Here is a 14,688-nt window from a genome sequence, read left to right on the forward strand (position 1 = left end):
GCTGACGAAATGAGAATTAGTCTCAGTGCATGACAGTGATCAGGGTGGCGGTGCCGGTGTCGGCGGCACGGGCAGCGGGTTGCGCGGGCGGGTGGGAGCGGCCGGCGCTTTGGCGTTCGTCGGGCTGTGCAGTGGCTGCGTATCGGAATCGCTTTCTGGAGCGCGGTCTTGCCCGTCATGCGGCACAGCATCCAGCGGCGGATACGGATAGGCCACCGCCGGGCCCGCATGTAGCCCTGCACGCCAGCGTGCCAGCACCGGTGCGATGCGCCTGCCGAGAGACTGCTGCGGCAACGACGGCAATTCGCCGTCCTGTTTCTCGCGCGCAGTGATCGCCGTTTTGGCGCTGGCGAACGCCGCCAACGGGTCGTCGCTGCGGTTCATCGCATCGATCAACCAGGCCTGGCCGAAGTAGGTCGCATTGGAGGTGTTGCCGCAGCCGAACGAAGGCCGGTCTGCGCGCGCAGCAGTGAGGACCAGCGTGTCCGGTGAACGCAGCGCCGGAATGAAGCCACCCGAGTAGCAGGCCGACAGCACGATGATGCGATTGCCGATCCCGGCATCGTCCAGCGCCTGGCGCAGATCCTGCGGGCTGATGAAATCCTCTTCGTTCTGGTCCACCTGCACGTACAGCGTGTGGTCTTCGGTGCCATGGGTGGTGACGAACAGCAGCAGCGCGTCTTCCTTGCGATCCATGCGCTTGCCGACCGCCGCAAGCGTGTCGTACAGGTTGTCGTAGGTCGCCAATGGCGCGTAAGGCTGCTCGCCCAGATTGTCCGGGTTGTTGACCAACGTGACCACGCGGCCGCGCGCATCGAAGCGCCCTTCGAACAGCTGCTTGAGGTAGAGCGTTTCGTTGCGGAACACATCGTCGCTGGCATCGCCGGCGAAGCCGACCACATACAGATCGGTCACGCCGGGGCGCTGCGGCTGCAGCGCGTTCAAGGCCTGCGCGAGCGCAGCGTGGTCGACCGGATCGACCTCGTCTTCGCTTGCCACCTGGTTCGGCAATGTGGCACCGGCATCGGGATGGCAGCCGGCCATCAAGGCCACGATGACGATCAACAATGAGAGTCGCCGCAGCAAGGCGCTCGGTCCGAAGGGGGAATGCAGCGACATGGGAAAACGCCGAAGTTCGGGAGAGACGGGTGGAGCGCCTGGGCGCCGTGATTGCAACGCAGGCGGTGACGCTGCACAACGTCCATCGCTGTGCTTCGGGCACATCTTGCAGAATACGTCCCGTGCAGCAGGCCTTCCATGCCGGGCCTCGCCAATCCGCATTGGCGAGGCCGGCTGACCCGAGCCGGCAAAAGGCGGCGCGAGCGTGCCGTCAGGCAGGCGCAGATGGTGCACTTGAACCGTCACCTATCCGCAGCGCGCGCAGCACCAGACAGCGGCTGCGCTGACCCATTGGTGAGCGCAGCCGGCTTGTCGAGCGTGCTTACAGCGCCAGCTCGGTAAAACTCTCCACGCGCTGGTGGCTGCCGATTTCGTCGGCCGCGCGTGGCGTGGGGTAATCCTCCAGACGGTCCAGCAGCGCAGTGCGCATGCCGGCACGCTTGGCGGCGTCCAGCTCTTCGATCACATCCGACAGGAACAGGATCTCGCCCGGCGGCACGCCGATGCGTTCGGCGATGCGGCGGTAGCTGGCACTCTCGCGCTTGGGGCCGACCTCGGTATCGAACCAGTCGCTGATCAGCCCGCTCAGGTCGCCGGCATCGCTGTGCGCGAAGAACAGCTTCTGCGCCGGCACCGAGCCGGACGAATACACGTACAGCGGAATGCCGGCCGCATGCCAGGCCTGCAGCTGGATTGCCGCATCGGCATAGATATGCGCGGTGAAGTCGGCGGTCTTGTAGCCATCGCCCCAGATCATGCCCTGCAGCGCCTTGAGTGCGGTGTGCTTGCGATCCTCGTCGATCCAGGTCTGCAGGGTGCTGACCAGCACCTCGTCCGGCACGTCCTCGCCGATCTCGTCGGCCACCTGGTTGAGCCAGTGCCGCACCTGTGGGTGGCCGCCGTGCTCGCGCACGTAGGCCGGCATGGCGCGGCGCGCATACGGAAACAAGACGTCCTTGACGAACGAGATGCTGCTGGTCGTACCTTCGATATCGGTGAGGATCGCTTGCGGTCGTGTCATCGTCAGCTGGCCTTGTGAGGTTTCTCGGGGGCGTAGCGGGGGAATTGTTGGGCGATTTCGGTGCCGGTGAAATGGCCGACCCAGCCATCGGGCTCGGTGAAGAAGCGGATCGCCACGAAGTGCGGCTCCGGCCCCATGTCGAACCAGTGCAGGGTGCTGTCGGGCACGGCGATCAGGTCGTCCTTCACGCATTCGATCTCGTAGACCTTGTCGTCCACGTGCAGCGTGAACAGGCCCGAGCCGGCCACGAAGAAACGCACCTCGTCTTCCTTGTGGAAGTGCTCGTCGAGGAATTTGGCGCGCATTTCCTCGCGCTTGGGGTTGTCCGGCGCGATGCTGACCACGTCCACGGTCTTGAAGCCGCGCTCGGCACTGATGCGGTCGATGTCGACGCGGTAGGCATCCATGACCTGCTCGGGCGTGGCGCCGGGCTCGACCGGCTGGCTGGCATGCCAGCGCTCGAAGGTCACGCCGATCTTGGTCAGCTCGGCGGCAATGGCATCGCCGTCACGGCTGTCGAATTCCGGAATGCTGGGATTGGTGTCGGCGAAGATACGCAGTCGGCTCATGGCGATCTGGCTCACAAGGGGAGGGGGAGGTGGCGAGGACTCAGCGCGGGCCGCGCAGCTTCAGCAGCTCGAGTTCGCAATGCAGCAGGAATTCGAAGGCCTCCAGGTGACGGCGTGCCTCGGCCATGTTGCGGCCCCAGGCATACAGACCGTGTCCTTCGATGAGATACCCCCACAGGCTCTGTTTGTCCAGCAAGGCCTCCACCTGCGCGGCCAGCACCTGCATGTCCTGTGTATTGGCGAACACCGGCACGTCCACTGCCGTTTCATGGGTGGTGTTGCCCTCGAAGGCTTTCAATAGCTCATAGCCTTCCAGCCGGATCACGCCGGCGCCGGCATACAGCCGCGAGGCGATGGTCTGCACCGGCGAATGGGTATGCAGCACGCAGCCGATCTCCGGGAAGCGGCGATACAGCTGGGTATGCAGCAGCGTCTCCGCGGACGGGCGCAACGGCCGGCCGACGGCCAGGCCATCGAAGTCCACCACCATGATGTCTTCCTCGACCAGGCGGCCCTTGTCGCGGCCGGACACGGTGATCGCGGCGTGCTGTTCGTCCAGGCGATGGGAGAAATTGCTGCTGGTGGCCGGCGTCCAGCCGGCCTGGGCCAGCTCGCGGATGTTGCCGATCAGCAGTTGCGCCAGCTCGTGCAGACGCGCGGCGCTATAGGGCAGGGGGGCAGTGGTCGCATTCATGGTCCTATTCTACTGCCCCGCCGGATTACGGTCAGGTGCAGCGCAGCAGGGTTTGTTGCTGCCACGCCCGGGTCGCAAATGGCTGACAGAAGACAAAGAGCGCGCGTCAGGCGGTGAACGCAATGGTTTTTGTTGGCCGCCTCTTGTCGGAGGCAGTCAGAGGGCCAGGTGAAACGCTTTAGTCGGTCGAGGGCGCGGTGCCCTCACCGCTTGCGGGACACGCCGTGAACCCGTCCCTGGGGGCTCGGTGGCGGCATCCATGCCGCCACACGGTCCCGCAACCGGCAAGGACACCGCACCAGACAGTTGGCCGGCTGTTTTCTTGAAAACATGTTGCTCGACTTGCGGTGGGCAGACGCGACGCTTGCAGATTGCGCGTCAAAACGCTTGTCTGCTGCTCGGTCCGCGGTGAGACAAGTGGTGGGAAGCCGATCGAGACACAGTGGCTCGACCATCGCACCTCATCTTCTGCTTTCAACGATGCACACCGACCATCTCGACAGGTCCTTGCCCGCCCACCGTCGCGGGACCTTACGCGGCATGGATGCCGCGTAAGAGCCTACAGGGACGTACTTGCGGCGTGTCCCGCGATGGTGGGCGGGCAAGGGCCCTGCAGCCAAGCTACAGATCAGCAGACCAGGGCCCTGCAGCCAAGTTGCAGATCAGCAGACCAGGGCCCTGCAGCCAAGTTGCAGATCAGCAGACCAGGGCCCTGCAGCCAAGTTGCAGATCAGCAGATCAGGGCCCTGCAGCCAAGTTGCAGACCAGCGGATCAGGGTCCTGCAACCAGGTCACAGATCAGCCACCCAGCAGCCGAGACCTGTCGCCCTCTCTGCCATACACCGGCGGGCGGTCGTTCGTCAGTGGCTGCTGGCGTGCGCGCGTGCTCAGCGACCGTCGCGCAAACGGCTGTGGCGGTAGCCGTAGCCGAAATAGACCACCAGCCCGACCAGCGTCCACACCCCCATCAACATCCAGTTGTGCAGGGTCATCGCCGACAGCAGCGCCAGGCAACTCAACACGCCGGCGCTGCAGATCAGCCAGGCCACCGGCATGCGGAATGGGCGCGGCAGTTCCGGGTGGGTACGGCGCAGGATCAGCACACCGGCGCATACCGCCGCGAAGGCGATCAGCGTCCCCATCGAGGTCAGCTCGCCCAGCACATCCAGAGGAAACACCGCCGCCAGCAGGGCGATGCCTACGCCGGTGATCACGGTGTTGACGTGCGGGGTGCGGTACTTGGGATGGATGCGGGTGAAGATCGACGGCAGCAGGCCGTCGCGCGCGATGATCATGAAGATGCGCGGCTGGCCGATGATCATCACCAGCACAACCGACGACAGCCCGATCAGTGCACCCACTTCCACCACCACGCGCAGCCAGGCCAGTTGCGGATGTGCCGCTACCGCGGTCACCACCGGCTCGTCGGTGCCGAGCAGGGTGTAGGGCACCAGGCCGGTCATCACCGCCGCCATGGCGATGTAGAGCACGGTGCAGATGACCAGCGACAGGATCATGCCGATCGGCAGATCGCGTTGCGGGCGATGCGATTCCTGCGCCGCCACCGACACTGCCTCGAAGCCGATGTAGGCGAAGAACACCATTGCCGCGCCGCGCAGCACGCCTTCCATGCCGTACTTGCCCGGGCCTTCGTTGGCCGGGATGAACGGGTGCCAGTTGGCGGTATCGACGTATTTCCACCCCACTGCGATCACCAGCAGGATCAAGCCGGTCTTGAGGATCACCATCGCCATGTTCATTGCCGACGACTTGCGGATGCCCACGTAGCACAGCCAGGTCAGCAGCAGCACGATACCGGCCGCAGGCAGGTTGGCGATCGCGCCGGTGCGCTGCAGCTTGCCGTCCAGCGGCGCGCTGACCAGGGCGGCCGGCAGGTGGATGTTGAAATGTTCCAGCAGGCTGAGGAAGTAGCCGGTCCAGCTGACCGCCACCGCCGAGGCGGAGACGCCGTATTCCAGCACCAGCATCCAGCCGATGAACCAGGCCGCCAGTTCGCCGAAGGTGGCGTAGGTATAGGTGTAGGCACTACCGGACACCGGCACCATCGCGGCAAATTCGGCGTAGGCCATCGCGCAGAACGCGCAGCACACCGCGGCCAGCACGAACGACAGCATGATCGCCGGGCCGGCATGGTCGGCCGCGGCCTGGCCGGTGATGACGAAAATGCCGCCGCCGATCACCGCGCCAATGCCCAGGGCAGTCAGCCCCCAGGGCCCGAGTGCACGTTGCAGGCCCAGCCCGTCGGCCGCCTCATGGCTGGCGAGCGGGTGTTTGGTGGCCCAGAGTTGCTTGAACATGCAGCGGTTCCTGTTGAATCCCTGCACATGGAGGTGCGGGCGTGTGCGAGATGTGCGGGCTCTTGCGAGGGACTTGCAGTCAAACCCTGCGGGCCAGCCGGCTATGGCGAATGCCATACCCGAAATAGATGACCAGGCCGATCACGGTCCAGCCCACGAACACCTTCCAGTGTTCCTGGAAGGCCTGGAAGAACAGGAACAGGCAGGCCAGCGCGCCGAGTGGGCAGATCAGCATCGCCAGCGGCACCCGGAACGGCCGTGGCAGATCCGGCTTGGTGAAACGCAGCACCATGACCCCGGCGCACACGGTGGCGAAGGCGAGCAGGGTGCCCATCGACACCAGTTCGCCCAGCACGCTGAGCGGGATCAGCCCGGCCAGCAGCGCCGCGACCACGCCGACGAAGATCGTTCCGACGTAGGGCGTGTGGAACTTCGGGTGCACCTTGCCGAACAGTCTAGGCATCAACCCGTCCTTGGCCATGGTGTAGAAGATGCGCGGCTGCGCCATCAGCATCACCAGCACCACCGAGGACAGGCCGGCGATTGCACCGATCTCCACTGCGGTCTTGAGCCAGGTCAGCTGCGGGTGCGCTTCCAGCGCCGTGGCCACCGGCTTGGCGGTGCCGAGCTGGGTGTAGGGCAGCAGGCCGGTCAGCACCGCGCAGACGATGATGTAGATGACGGTGCAGACCGCCAGCGACACCAGAATGCCGATCGGCATGTTCTTCTGCGGATCCTTGGTCTCGCCGGCGGAGGTGGAGACCGCGTCGAAGCCGATGTAGGAGAAGAACACGATCGACGCCGCACGGAACACGCCGTCCCAGCCGAACTGGCCCGGCCCGGTGTTTTCCGGAATGAAAGGGTGCCAGTTGGCCGGATCGATGTAGGCGATGCCGAAGCCGACGAACAGGCAGATCACCACCACCTTGATCGCCACCACGATGGCGTTGGCAAACGCTGACTGGGTGACGCCCACGTAGCACAGCATGCTTACCGCAGCCACGATCAGCACGGCCGGCAGGTTGATGAGGTTGCCGGAGCTGACAAAGTTGTGGCCGTCCCAGGCCAGTGGTGCACCGGCCAGCTCCGCCGGGAACGGTAATCCGAGCGTCCCGGTCAGGAAACTGATCAGGTAGGCCGACCAGCCGACCGCCACGCTGGAGCCGGCGAACAGGTATTCCAGCACCAGGCACCAGCCGATGAACCAGGCGATGCCTTCGCCAAGGGTGGCGTATGAATACGAGTAGGCGCTGCCGGAGACCGGCATCATCGCCGCGAACTCTGCGTAGCACAGGCCGGCGAACGCACAGGCGATGCCCGCAAACACGAAGGACAGCATCACCGCCGGGCCGGCATGGTTGGCAGCGGCCTGGCCGGTCAGCACGAAGATGCCGGCGCCGATCACCGCGCCGATGCCGAGCATGATCAGGTGCTTGGCGGTGAGGGTGCGTTGCAGGGTGGCTTCGCCTTGCAGGCTGCCTTCGACCGGTTCGCCCCCATCCACATGTCCAGCGGGCTCGATCGGTTTGACCCTCAACAGAGACTTCAGCATTCGGTACATCCCTAAGTGGCAAGGCTAAGGCGCTGGCGCCCGGGCGAAGGTGTGCGCCGCGTCCCCAACGGACAGGCAAGCGGCCTACCTTGCCAAAGCTACACGCTCACGACAAGCACGTACGCAGCATGAATGGCGATAATGGCCACCTGGCCCGCGACGGGCGACCGAGAACGACAGATGGTGGATGCAACCCTGCAACAGCGATTGGCCGACTACCGCGCACGCTGGCCCGACGAAGCCGGGCTGGCCGAGCAGTTCGCACAGCTGCTGGACGATGCCACCAACCCGTTCCTGCGCGAGCGTGTCGAAGGTCATTTCACCGGCTCGGCCTGGGTGGTCAGCGCCGATGGCACGCGCACGCTGCTGACCCACCACCGCAAGCTGCAGCGCTGGCTGCAGCTGGGCGGGCACGCCGACGGCGACCGCGACCTGGCGCAGGTGGCCCTGCGCGAGGCGCAGGAGGAATCCGGATTGAGCGGCTTGCGCCTGGCGGATGCGGCCATCTTCGACCTGGACCGCCACTGGATTCCAGCACGCGGCGAGGTGGCCGGGCACTGGCATTACGACGCGCGCTATGTGGTGGTGGCTGGAGCGGACGAGGCGTTCGAGGTCAGCGAGGAGTCACTGGCCCTGGCGTGGCGGCCGATCGCCGAGCTGCTTGCCGATCCGCAGCTGGATCCGTCGATGCGGCGCATGGCCGAGAAGTGGGTGGCGCGAGGCGTGTGAGGAGGATTGAGGGCGTGTGCCCTCATCCGCCCTTCGGGCACCTTCTCCCGCAAGCGGGAGAAGGGAGCGCGCGCGAGAGGGGCGCGAGCGGTAGAAGGAAGCTGGCGGGAGAAGAGGGCGCGCGGAAGAGGGGAGCGCGCGAGAGGGACGCGAGCGGGACAAGGGAGCACGCGAGAGAAGGAAGGGAGCACCCGGGGGGGGAGCACCCGGGAGAAGGGAGCTCCCGGGAGAAGGGTGACCTGCACTTGCTTCTCCCGCTTGCGGGAGAAGGTGGCGCAAAGCGCCGGATGAGGGCCGCGGATGAGGGCCGCGCGTGCATCAACAGATCAATACAAGATCCGCGTCCGCAAGGTCCCCTCGATCAACGCCAGGCCTTCCTTCAGCGCGGTGGCCTGCGCCTCGCTGGCGCTGACGTCGATCACCACGTAGCCCACCTTGGCATCGGTGCGCAGGAACTGGCCGTCGATGTTGACGTTGTGGCGCGAGAACAGTTCGTTGATCTTGGACAACACGCCCGGCACGTTGCGGTGGATGTGCAGCAGGCGCAGGCTGTCGGGATGCTCGGGCAGGGTGACCTCGGGGAAGTTCACTGCCGACAGGGTGCTGCCGTTGTCGCTGTAGCGCACCAGCTTGGCGGCCACTTCGACACCGATATTGTCCTGCGCTTCCAGCGTGCTGCCGCCCACGTGCGGGGTCAGGATCACGTTGTCGTGTGCGGTCAACGGGGATTCGAACGCGTCGCCGTTGCCCTTGGGCTCGATCGGGAACACGTCCACAGCCGCGCCGCCGATCTGGCCGGAGCTCAGCGCCGCGTCCAGTGCGTCGATGTCGATCACGGTGCCACGCGAGGCGTTGATCAGGTGCGCGCCGTGTTTCATGCGCGCGATTTCCGCCGCGCCGATCATGTCCTTGGTCGACGGCGTCTCCGGCACATGCAGGGTCACCACATCCGCGCGTGCGAGCAGGTCGTCCAGGTCGATCGCCGCGCGCGCGTTGCCCAGCGACAGCTTGGTTTCGATGTCGTGGAAGATCACCTGCATGCCCAGCGACTCGGCCAGCACGCCGACCTGGGTGCCGATATGCCCGTAACCGACGATGCCCAGCACCTTGCCGCGCGTTTCGTGGCTGCCGGCGGCCGACTTGGACCACCCGCCGCGATGGCATTCGGCATTCTTCTGCGGGATGCCGCGCAACAGCAGGATCGCCTCGGCGATGACCAGCTCGGCCACGCTGCGGGTGTTGGAGTAGGGCGCGTTGAACACCGGGATGCCGGCCAGTTCGGCCGCGTCCAGATCGACCTGGTTGGTGCCGATGCAGAAGCAGCCCACCGCGATCAACCGCTTGGCATGTGCCAGCACCTGCGCGCTCAACTGCGTGCGAGAGCGGATGCCGACGATATGCGCCTCGGCGATGCGGGCGATCAACTCGTCTTCCGGCAACGATTTGGCGTGCAGCTCGATCTGCGAATAACCGGCGGCGCGGAACACATCCACGGCAGTCTGGCTGATGCCTTCCAGCAACAGGACGCGGATGTCCTGCTTGGGAAACGAGGTTCTCTTCGGCGACATGGGGGAGCGCAATGCAGCAATCGGGTCGGCAACTATGCCAGATGGGCTACGCGATGGGGCGGTCGCAACGCAGTGTTTGCGCAGGCAAAGTCCTTGCGGTGCAACGGTTTCAGCTGAATCCAACACCGCCTCGGCCGCATGCCGTGCAGCTGGACGAGGCTGGCGCGCACTGGCACGCTGTGCGGTTCCTACCGCAGCGCCGTGTGCCATGACCGATCCCCGCATCCTTTCGTTGCAACAGGCCGTGCCCGCGTTGCGTTTGAAGACCGAGCCGGCCGACCTGGAACACTACGGCCGCGACTGGACGCGGCGCTGGACGCCCAACCCGCTTGCGATCGCCTTGCCCGGCTCGGTGGACGAGGTGCAGGCGGTGCTGCGCTGGGCAAATGCGCATGCGGTGGCGGTAGTGCCTTCGGGCGGGCGCACCGGCCTGTCCGGCGGCGCGGTGGCCGCCAACGGCGAGCTGGTGCTGAGCCTGGAGCGCCTGAACAAGCCGCTGGAGTTCAACGCGGTGGATCGCACGCTCACCGTCCAGGCCGGCATGCCGCTGGAGGCGGTGCACAACGCCGCGCGCGAGCATGGGCTGGTGTACCCGGTGGACTTTGCCGCACGCGGCTCGTGCTCGATCGGCGGCAATATCGCCACCAATGCCGGCGGCATCCGCGTGATCCGCTACGGCAACACCCGCGAATGGGTGGCCGGCCTGAAGGTGGTCACCGGTGCCGGCGAACTGCTCGAACTCAACAATGCGCTGGTGAAGAATTCCAGCGGCTACGATTTCCGCCATCTGCTGATCGGCTCCGAGGGCACGCTCGGCGTGGTGGTCGAAGCGACGCTGCGATTGACCGACCCGCCGCCGCCCAGCAACGTGATGCTGCTGGCGCTGCCCTCGTTCGAGGTGCTGATGCAGGTGTTCGCCGCGTTCCGCGCGCAGCTGCGGCTGGAGGCGTTCGAATTCTTCACCGACCGCGCACTGGAGCACGTGCTGGCGCACGGCGCGCAGGCGCCGTTTGCGCAGGTGCATCCGTACTACGTGGTCACCGAATTCGCCGCCGGCGACGCGGCGCAGGAAGCCGCGGCGATGGCGGCATTCGAGACTTGCATGGAGCAGGGCTGGGTCAGCGACGGGGTGATCAGCCAGAGCGATGCGCAGGCCGCGCAACTGTGGCGACTGCGCGAAGGCATCACCGAGGCGCTGGCGCGCTACACGCCCTACAAGAACGACGTGTCGGTGCGCATCTCGGTGATGCCGGCATTCCTGGCCGAAACCCAGGCGCTGCTGCACGATGCGTATCCGCATTTCGATGTGGTGTGGTTCGGCCATATCGGCGATGGCAACCTGCATATCAACGTGCTCAAGCCCGATGGCACCAGCCAGGCCGATTTCGTCGCGGCCTGCGACCAGGTGACCAAGTTGCTGGCGCAGGCCTTGCAGCGTTTCGGCGGCAGCATCTCTGCCGAACATGGCATCGGCCTGGTCAAGAAGGCCTACCTGTGGAGCACGCGCTCGGCCGAGGAGATCGCCTTGATGCGCGGGATCAAGCATGTGCTCGATCCTCATCTTTTGCTGAATCCCGGCAAGCTGTTCGAGATCGACGACGCGCCTGCCGCCGCGCGTGCCGGTTAGTCTTTCAGCACCTTCACATGGAATCGATACGCCAATGATGCGCTCCCTCGTGTTTTGCGCCCTGACGCTGCTGCCGCTGGCAGCCGTTGCCTCCAGCCTGGCCGGGACCTCGGCCGGTGCATCGTCGGCCGGTTCGTCCAATTCCTCCGGCAGCAGTTCCGGCGACGACAAGGTGGTGGCCGATGCACGCGAAGATGCGGCCGGCTTCGTCGCCAGCAATGGCGCGATCCGCGGCGTGCGTCTGGAAGCGGCGCTGATGCAGCTGCGCAGCCGTAGCGATGCGGCGCGGCTGTCCAGCGACCTGGAACTGGCGCAGTCCATCCTGGCCCAGTGAGGTCTCCACGCCGGTGCTGGTGGCTGTGGCTGGCCGCAGCGATCGCACCGGCGGCGCACGCCGAGCCACGCGTCGATGTCGATCCGCAGGGCCTGTCGGCGGCGCAGATCGAGGCTTCGCATGCCTTGGTGCAGCAGGTTGCGCAGCGCCTGCCGCCGGCCTGGATGCAGCGTATCGACGCACCGATCCAGCTGCAGTGGCGTACGGATTTGCCGGCACACGTGCATGGCCGCGCGATCGGCCGGCGCATCCTGCTCGATCGTGCGCTGCTGGATGCGTGGAGCACGCAGGCTGCCGCTGCGCAGGCCGACCCCGGTGCACCGGCCACGCGCGCGGCGATGGCCGCCGTGGTGCATGAACTGGCGCATGTGCTGGACCGCGGTGCGCACGGCGGCCTGTCGCGCGACCCGCGCCTGCGCGACCTGGCTGGCTGGCAGGTGCGTCCCTGGCGGATCGGGCGTGGCGCAAACCGGTTCAGCGATCGCAGCCCCGACGATTACGAACGCCGCAGCCCGGCCGAATTCGTCGCGGTGAATCTCGAACACTACGTGCTCGATGCCGATTACCACTGCCGGCGTCCGGCGCTGGCGGCCTGGTTTGCCGAGCAGGTTGGCGCCATGCCCGATGCAACGCGCTGCGAGACGGCGCTGCCGTATCTGCAGGCCGACAACGATGCCGGCGCAATGTCATTGCTGGCACTGGATCCATCGCGGGTGTATTCGGTGGATTACCTGCTGGCCGAGGGCAATGCGCAGCCGATGAGCCGCTGGGGCCACAGCATGCTGCGTCTGGTGATCTGCGCCCCTGGCCGTGCGCCCGGCCCCGATTGCCGTCTGGATCTGCAGTATCACCGCGTGCTGTCGTTCCGCGCCTTCGTCGGCGATGTGCAGATTTCCAGCTGGCGCGGGCTGACCGGCGCGTATCCTTCGCGGCTGTTCGTATTGCCCTTGAATCAGGTGGTCGACGAATACACCAAGGTGGAGCTGCGTGCCCTGTCGTCGGTGCCGCTGAAGCTCACGCCCGGGGAGATCGCCGCGCTGCTCGCACGCGCCGCGCAGGTGCACTGGAGTTACGACGGGCGCTACTACTTCATTGGCAACAATTGCGCGGTGGAGACTTTCAAGCTCCTGCACGACGGCGTGCCGCGGCTGGCCGCGGCCGGGCTGTCGTCGATCACCCCGCGCGGCGTGCGCCAGCGGCTGCACCGTACCGGCATCGCCGACCTGCAGGTGCTGGACGACCGTGCGCAGGCGACTCGCCAAGGCTATTACTTCGAGTCGGCGGCGGCGCATTACCAGGCCATGTTCGAGGTGATCCGCCGCGGCCTGCCGCTGCCGCAGACCAGCGTGGAGCAATGGCTGGACGCGCGGCCGGACGCACGTGCGCAATGGTTCGAGCGCGGCGGTCTGCGCGAGACGGCTGCAGCGTTGTTGCTGGAACAGGCCGCGTTGCGCCGCCAGGAGTTGCTGGCACGCGATGCGCTCAAGCGCCTGCTGACACCCGGCGCAGCCGGGCGTGACTCGGTGCAGGGTCAACTGCAATCACTATTTGCGCGGCAGGCCCAGCTCAGTCACCCGGCCACGTTGTTGGGCAGCGCCGGCTACGGACTGCCGCAAGCAGACGAGCAGCTGGACCTGAGCGCGCGCGTGGCGCAGGAAACCGGCGTACTGGTCGACGGCTGGAAACAGCTGCAGGCACTGGGGCGGCAGCAACTGCCGGCCGAGGTCCGCACTGGATTAGAGCAGGGCGAGGCAAATGTGCAACGTCTGCGCGCCCGCCTGCGCGTGCTAGCGCGGGGTGATGCGGCTGCCGGCAAACTGCGGTCAGGGATGGGGATACCTCTGCAGGCGCAATAGCGGTTCGGACTACGCGGGGGAGGGCGGTACCGGCCCCTCTCCCTGCGGGGCGAGAAGGCCGGGCGTGCGCGTCACTGGCGCGCGGAGCGGGGATTGGGGTCAAGGGACGGGGCGAAGCTCCCGTAGAGGTCCAACTGCATGAGGCTTCGCCCGTCCCCTCATCCGGCGCTTTGCGCCACCTTCTCGAGATGGGAGAAGGGATGCGCTGTCGTCTGCAGCTGCAAGTCCCAGTTTCCAGTGCTCCGGCCAGGGACGACGCATGCGCCAGCTGGCACCTGTCACACCAGCCAGCGCACCTCAGCCAGTCGGTTGCAGATCCGCCTGCACCGAATACTTGCGCAGCCAGTCGCTGACCTGCGCGTTGTTGCGGTACTGCTGCATCAGCCTTGCAAGCCGTGCCGGTGCCGGCGTGCAGAACTGCGCGATCGCCACGTCGATTTCGTGGCGACGATCGGCGTCGTACGGCTCCTCGCCCGCGAAGTGCTCGCAGGTGTCGTAGTCCTCCACCAGCGTGCGCACATCCTCCGGCATGCCGCACAGGCCGGGCGGATGTTGCAGCCACTCCTCGTCCACCTTGGCGTCGGTGCAGGCCACCGGCGCGGGCGTGGCTGCGGATGTCGGCGCCGGAGCCGGTTGCCCCGTGCAGGCGGCCAACAGCCCCAGCGCAAGGACCACGACCGGCGTGCGCATCAGTCGGCGCGGCCCGCGAATTCGCCGGTGGTGGTGTTGACCAGCACGCGCTCACCGTTGGTGATGTACTCGGGCACCATGATTTCCAGGCCGGTATTGAGCTTGGCCGGCTTTGGCCGCTTGGTGGCGGTGCCGCCCTTGAGTTCGGGCGGGGTTTCGATCACTTCCAGCGTCACCGTCTGCGGCAGTTGCACGGCCACCGGCTGGTCGTCGATCACCTGCACGTAGATGCCGGTCAACCCGTCGGTGATGTAGCCGGCGTCGGTGCCGATCACCTCCGCATCCAGCGTGTACGGCGTGAAGTCTTCGTCGTCCATGAACACGAACGCCTCGCCATCCTTGTACGAGAACGTGGACAGGCGACGCAGCAGTTCCACTTCCGGCAGGTTGTCGTCGGCGTCGAAGCTGGCGTCGGTTTTCACACCGCCCGGCACGCTGTACATGATGAAGCGGAAGCGCACATTGCCGCCGCGGCCCTGCGGCGAGCTGCGCTCGATGTCGCGGATCTGGTAAATGCCGCCGTTGTATTCGACGACGTTGCCTTTCTTGATGTCGTTGGCTTTCATGGATGTAAGTCGGAGATTGGGGATTGGGGATTGGGGATTGGAACT

13 protein-coding genes are annotated in these 14,688 nt (G+C 66.2%); 4 read left to right on the plus strand and 9 right to left on the minus strand.

Going from position 1 to position 14,688, the window contains the following annotated elements; genetic code table 11:
• Positions 1 to 39 precede the first annotated feature (39 nt).
• From EO141_RS21155 to EO141_RS21185, 6 genes are all read right to left on the minus strand, one after another.
• Entirely contained in the window at positions 40 to 1,119 is a 1,080-nt protein-coding gene (locus EO141_RS21155) for a C13 family peptidase (RefSeq protein ID WP_127170223.1), read from the minus strand.
• Positions 1,120 to 1,441: 322 nt separating this feature from the next.
• Positions 1,442 to 2,140, minus strand: coding sequence for an acireductone synthase (gene mtnC, locus EO141_RS21160; protein WP_115676855.1), 699 nt, complete (start codon positions 2,138 to 2,140; stop codon positions 1,442 to 1,444).
• Positions 2,141 to 2,142: 2 nt separating this feature from the next.
• The gene (locus EO141_RS21165) at positions 2,143 to 2,709 is read right to left on the minus strand and encodes an acireductone dioxygenase (protein WP_104585392.1); all 567 of its coding nucleotides are present in this window, start codon (positions 2,707 to 2,709) and stop codon (positions 2,143 to 2,145) included.
• A gap of 40 nt (positions 2,710 to 2,749) precedes the next feature.
• Positions 2,750 to 3,403 (minus strand): methylthioribulose 1-phosphate dehydratase, encoded by a 654-nt coding sequence (locus tag EO141_RS21170; RefSeq protein WP_104535541.1) that lies wholly within the window; start codon positions 3,401 to 3,403, stop codon positions 2,750 to 2,752.
• An 887-nt stretch (positions 3,404 to 4,290) separates the two neighbouring features.
• Positions 4,291 to 5,721 (minus strand): amino acid permease, encoded by a 1,431-nt coding sequence (locus tag EO141_RS21180; RefSeq protein WP_127170224.1) that lies wholly within the window; start codon positions 5,719 to 5,721, stop codon positions 4,291 to 4,293.
• 79 nt (positions 5,722 to 5,800) lie between these two features.
• Positions 5,801 to 7,273 (minus strand): amino acid permease, encoded by a 1,473-nt coding sequence (locus tag EO141_RS21185; protein WP_164739368.1) that lies wholly within the window; start codon positions 7,271 to 7,273, stop codon positions 5,801 to 5,803.
• A gap of 141 nt (positions 7,274 to 7,414) precedes the next feature.
• On the opposite strand from EO141_RS21185, the gene EO141_RS21190 reads away from it, so the two are divergent.
• Positions 7,415 to 8,002: an NUDIX hydrolase gene (locus tag EO141_RS21190; protein ID WP_164739369.1), complete on the plus strand. Its 588-nt coding sequence runs from the start codon at positions 7,415 to 7,417 to the stop codon at positions 8,000 to 8,002.
• A gap of 326 nt (positions 8,003 to 8,328) precedes the next feature.
• On the opposite strand, the gene serA is transcribed toward EO141_RS21190, so the two are convergent.
• Positions 8,329 to 9,570, minus strand: coding sequence for a phosphoglycerate dehydrogenase (gene serA, locus EO141_RS21195; protein WP_104648634.1), 1,242 nt, complete (start codon positions 9,568 to 9,570; stop codon positions 8,329 to 8,331).
• Between the two features lie 208 nt (positions 9,571 to 9,778).
• Here serA and EO141_RS21200 point away from each other — a divergent pair, with 208 nt between their 5' ends.
• Genes EO141_RS21200 through EO141_RS21210 form a run of 3 tightly spaced genes read left to right on the plus strand, consistent with a single transcriptional unit; the run spans position 9,779 to position 13,387 of the window.
• Positions 9,779 to 11,197 carry an FAD-binding oxidoreductase gene (locus EO141_RS21200; RefSeq protein WP_016904350.1) on the plus strand — a complete coding sequence of 473 codons (1,419 nt, stop codon included), beginning with the start codon at positions 9,779 to 9,781 and terminating at the stop codon, positions 11,195 to 11,197.
• Positions 11,198 to 11,231: 34 nt separating this feature from the next.
• Positions 11,232 to 11,531 carry a DUF2388 domain-containing protein gene (locus EO141_RS21205; RefSeq protein WP_104648635.1) on the plus strand — a complete coding sequence of 100 codons (300 nt, stop codon included), beginning with the start codon at positions 11,232 to 11,234 and terminating at the stop codon, positions 11,529 to 11,531.
• Positions 11,528 to 13,387, plus strand: a complete 1,860-nt coding sequence (locus EO141_RS21210; RefSeq protein WP_127170226.1) for a DUF4105 domain-containing protein — start codon at positions 11,528 to 11,530, stop codon at positions 13,385 to 13,387. The genes EO141_RS21205 and EO141_RS21210 overlap by 4 nt, the downstream gene beginning before the upstream one ends.
• Before the next feature lie 297 nt (positions 13,388 to 13,684).
• Here EO141_RS21210 and EO141_RS21215 read toward each other — a convergent pair whose 3' ends face one another.
• Both EO141_RS21215 and yeiP read right to left on the minus strand, forming a co-directional pair.
• Positions 13,685 to 14,077: a hypothetical protein gene (locus tag EO141_RS21215; RefSeq protein WP_127170227.1), complete on the minus strand. Its 393-nt coding sequence runs from the start codon at positions 14,075 to 14,077 to the stop codon at positions 13,685 to 13,687.
• Positions 14,077 to 14,643, minus strand: a complete 567-nt coding sequence (gene yeiP / locus EO141_RS21220; protein ID WP_115676860.1) for an elongation factor P-like protein YeiP — start codon at positions 14,641 to 14,643, stop codon at positions 14,077 to 14,079. The genes EO141_RS21215 and yeiP overlap by 1 nt, the downstream gene beginning before the upstream one ends.
• Positions 14,644 to 14,688: the final 45 nt, after the last annotated feature.

The organism is Xanthomonas sp. BRIP62415 (assembly GCF_003993515.1).
Classification (GTDB): Bacteria; Pseudomonadota; Gammaproteobacteria; order Xanthomonadales; family Xanthomonadaceae; genus Xanthomonas; species Xanthomonas euroxanthea.

Excerpts from the sequence above, each read along its gene's own strand:
- EO141_RS21155 (WP_127170223.1), bottom strand. The coding sequence starts at position 1,119 with ATGTCGCTGCATTCCCCCTTCGGACCGAGCGCCTTGCTGCGGCGACTC.
- mtnC (WP_115676855.1), bottom strand. The coding sequence starts at position 2,140 with ATGACACGACCGCAAGCGATCCTCACCGATATCGAAGGTACGACCAGC.
- EO141_RS21165 (WP_104585392.1), bottom strand. The coding sequence starts at position 2,709 with ATGAGCCGACTGCGTATCTTCGCCGACACCAATCCCAGCATTCCGGAA.
- EO141_RS21170 (WP_104535541.1), bottom strand. The coding sequence starts at position 3,403 with ATGAATGCGACCACTGCCCCCCTGCCCTATAGCGCCGCGCGTCTGCAC.
- EO141_RS21180 (WP_127170224.1), bottom strand. The coding sequence starts at position 5,721 with ATGTTCAAGCAACTCTGGGCCACCAAACACCCGCTCGCCAGCCATGAG.
- EO141_RS21185 (WP_164739368.1), bottom strand. The coding sequence starts at position 7,273 with ATGCTGAAGTCTCTGTTGAGGGTCAAACCGATCGAGCCCGCTGGACAT.
- EO141_RS21190 (WP_164739369.1), top strand. The coding sequence starts at position 7,415 with ATGGCCACCTGGCCCGCGACGGGCGACCGAGAACGACAGATGGTGGAT.
- serA (WP_104648634.1), bottom strand. The coding sequence starts at position 9,570 with ATGTCGCCGAAGAGAACCTCGTTTCCCAAGCAGGACATCCGCGTCCTG.
- EO141_RS21200 (WP_016904350.1), top strand. The coding sequence starts at position 9,779 with ATGACCGATCCCCGCATCCTTTCGTTGCAACAGGCCGTGCCCGCGTTG.
- EO141_RS21205 (WP_104648635.1), top strand. The coding sequence starts at position 11,232 with ATGATGCGCTCCCTCGTGTTTTGCGCCCTGACGCTGCTGCCGCTGGCA.
- EO141_RS21215 (WP_127170227.1), bottom strand. The coding sequence starts at position 14,077 with ATGCGCACGCCGGTCGTGGTCCTTGCGCTGGGGCTGTTGGCCGCCTGC.
- yeiP (WP_115676860.1), bottom strand. The coding sequence starts at position 14,643 with ATGAAAGCCAACGACATCAAGAAAGGCAACGTCGTCGAATACAACGGC.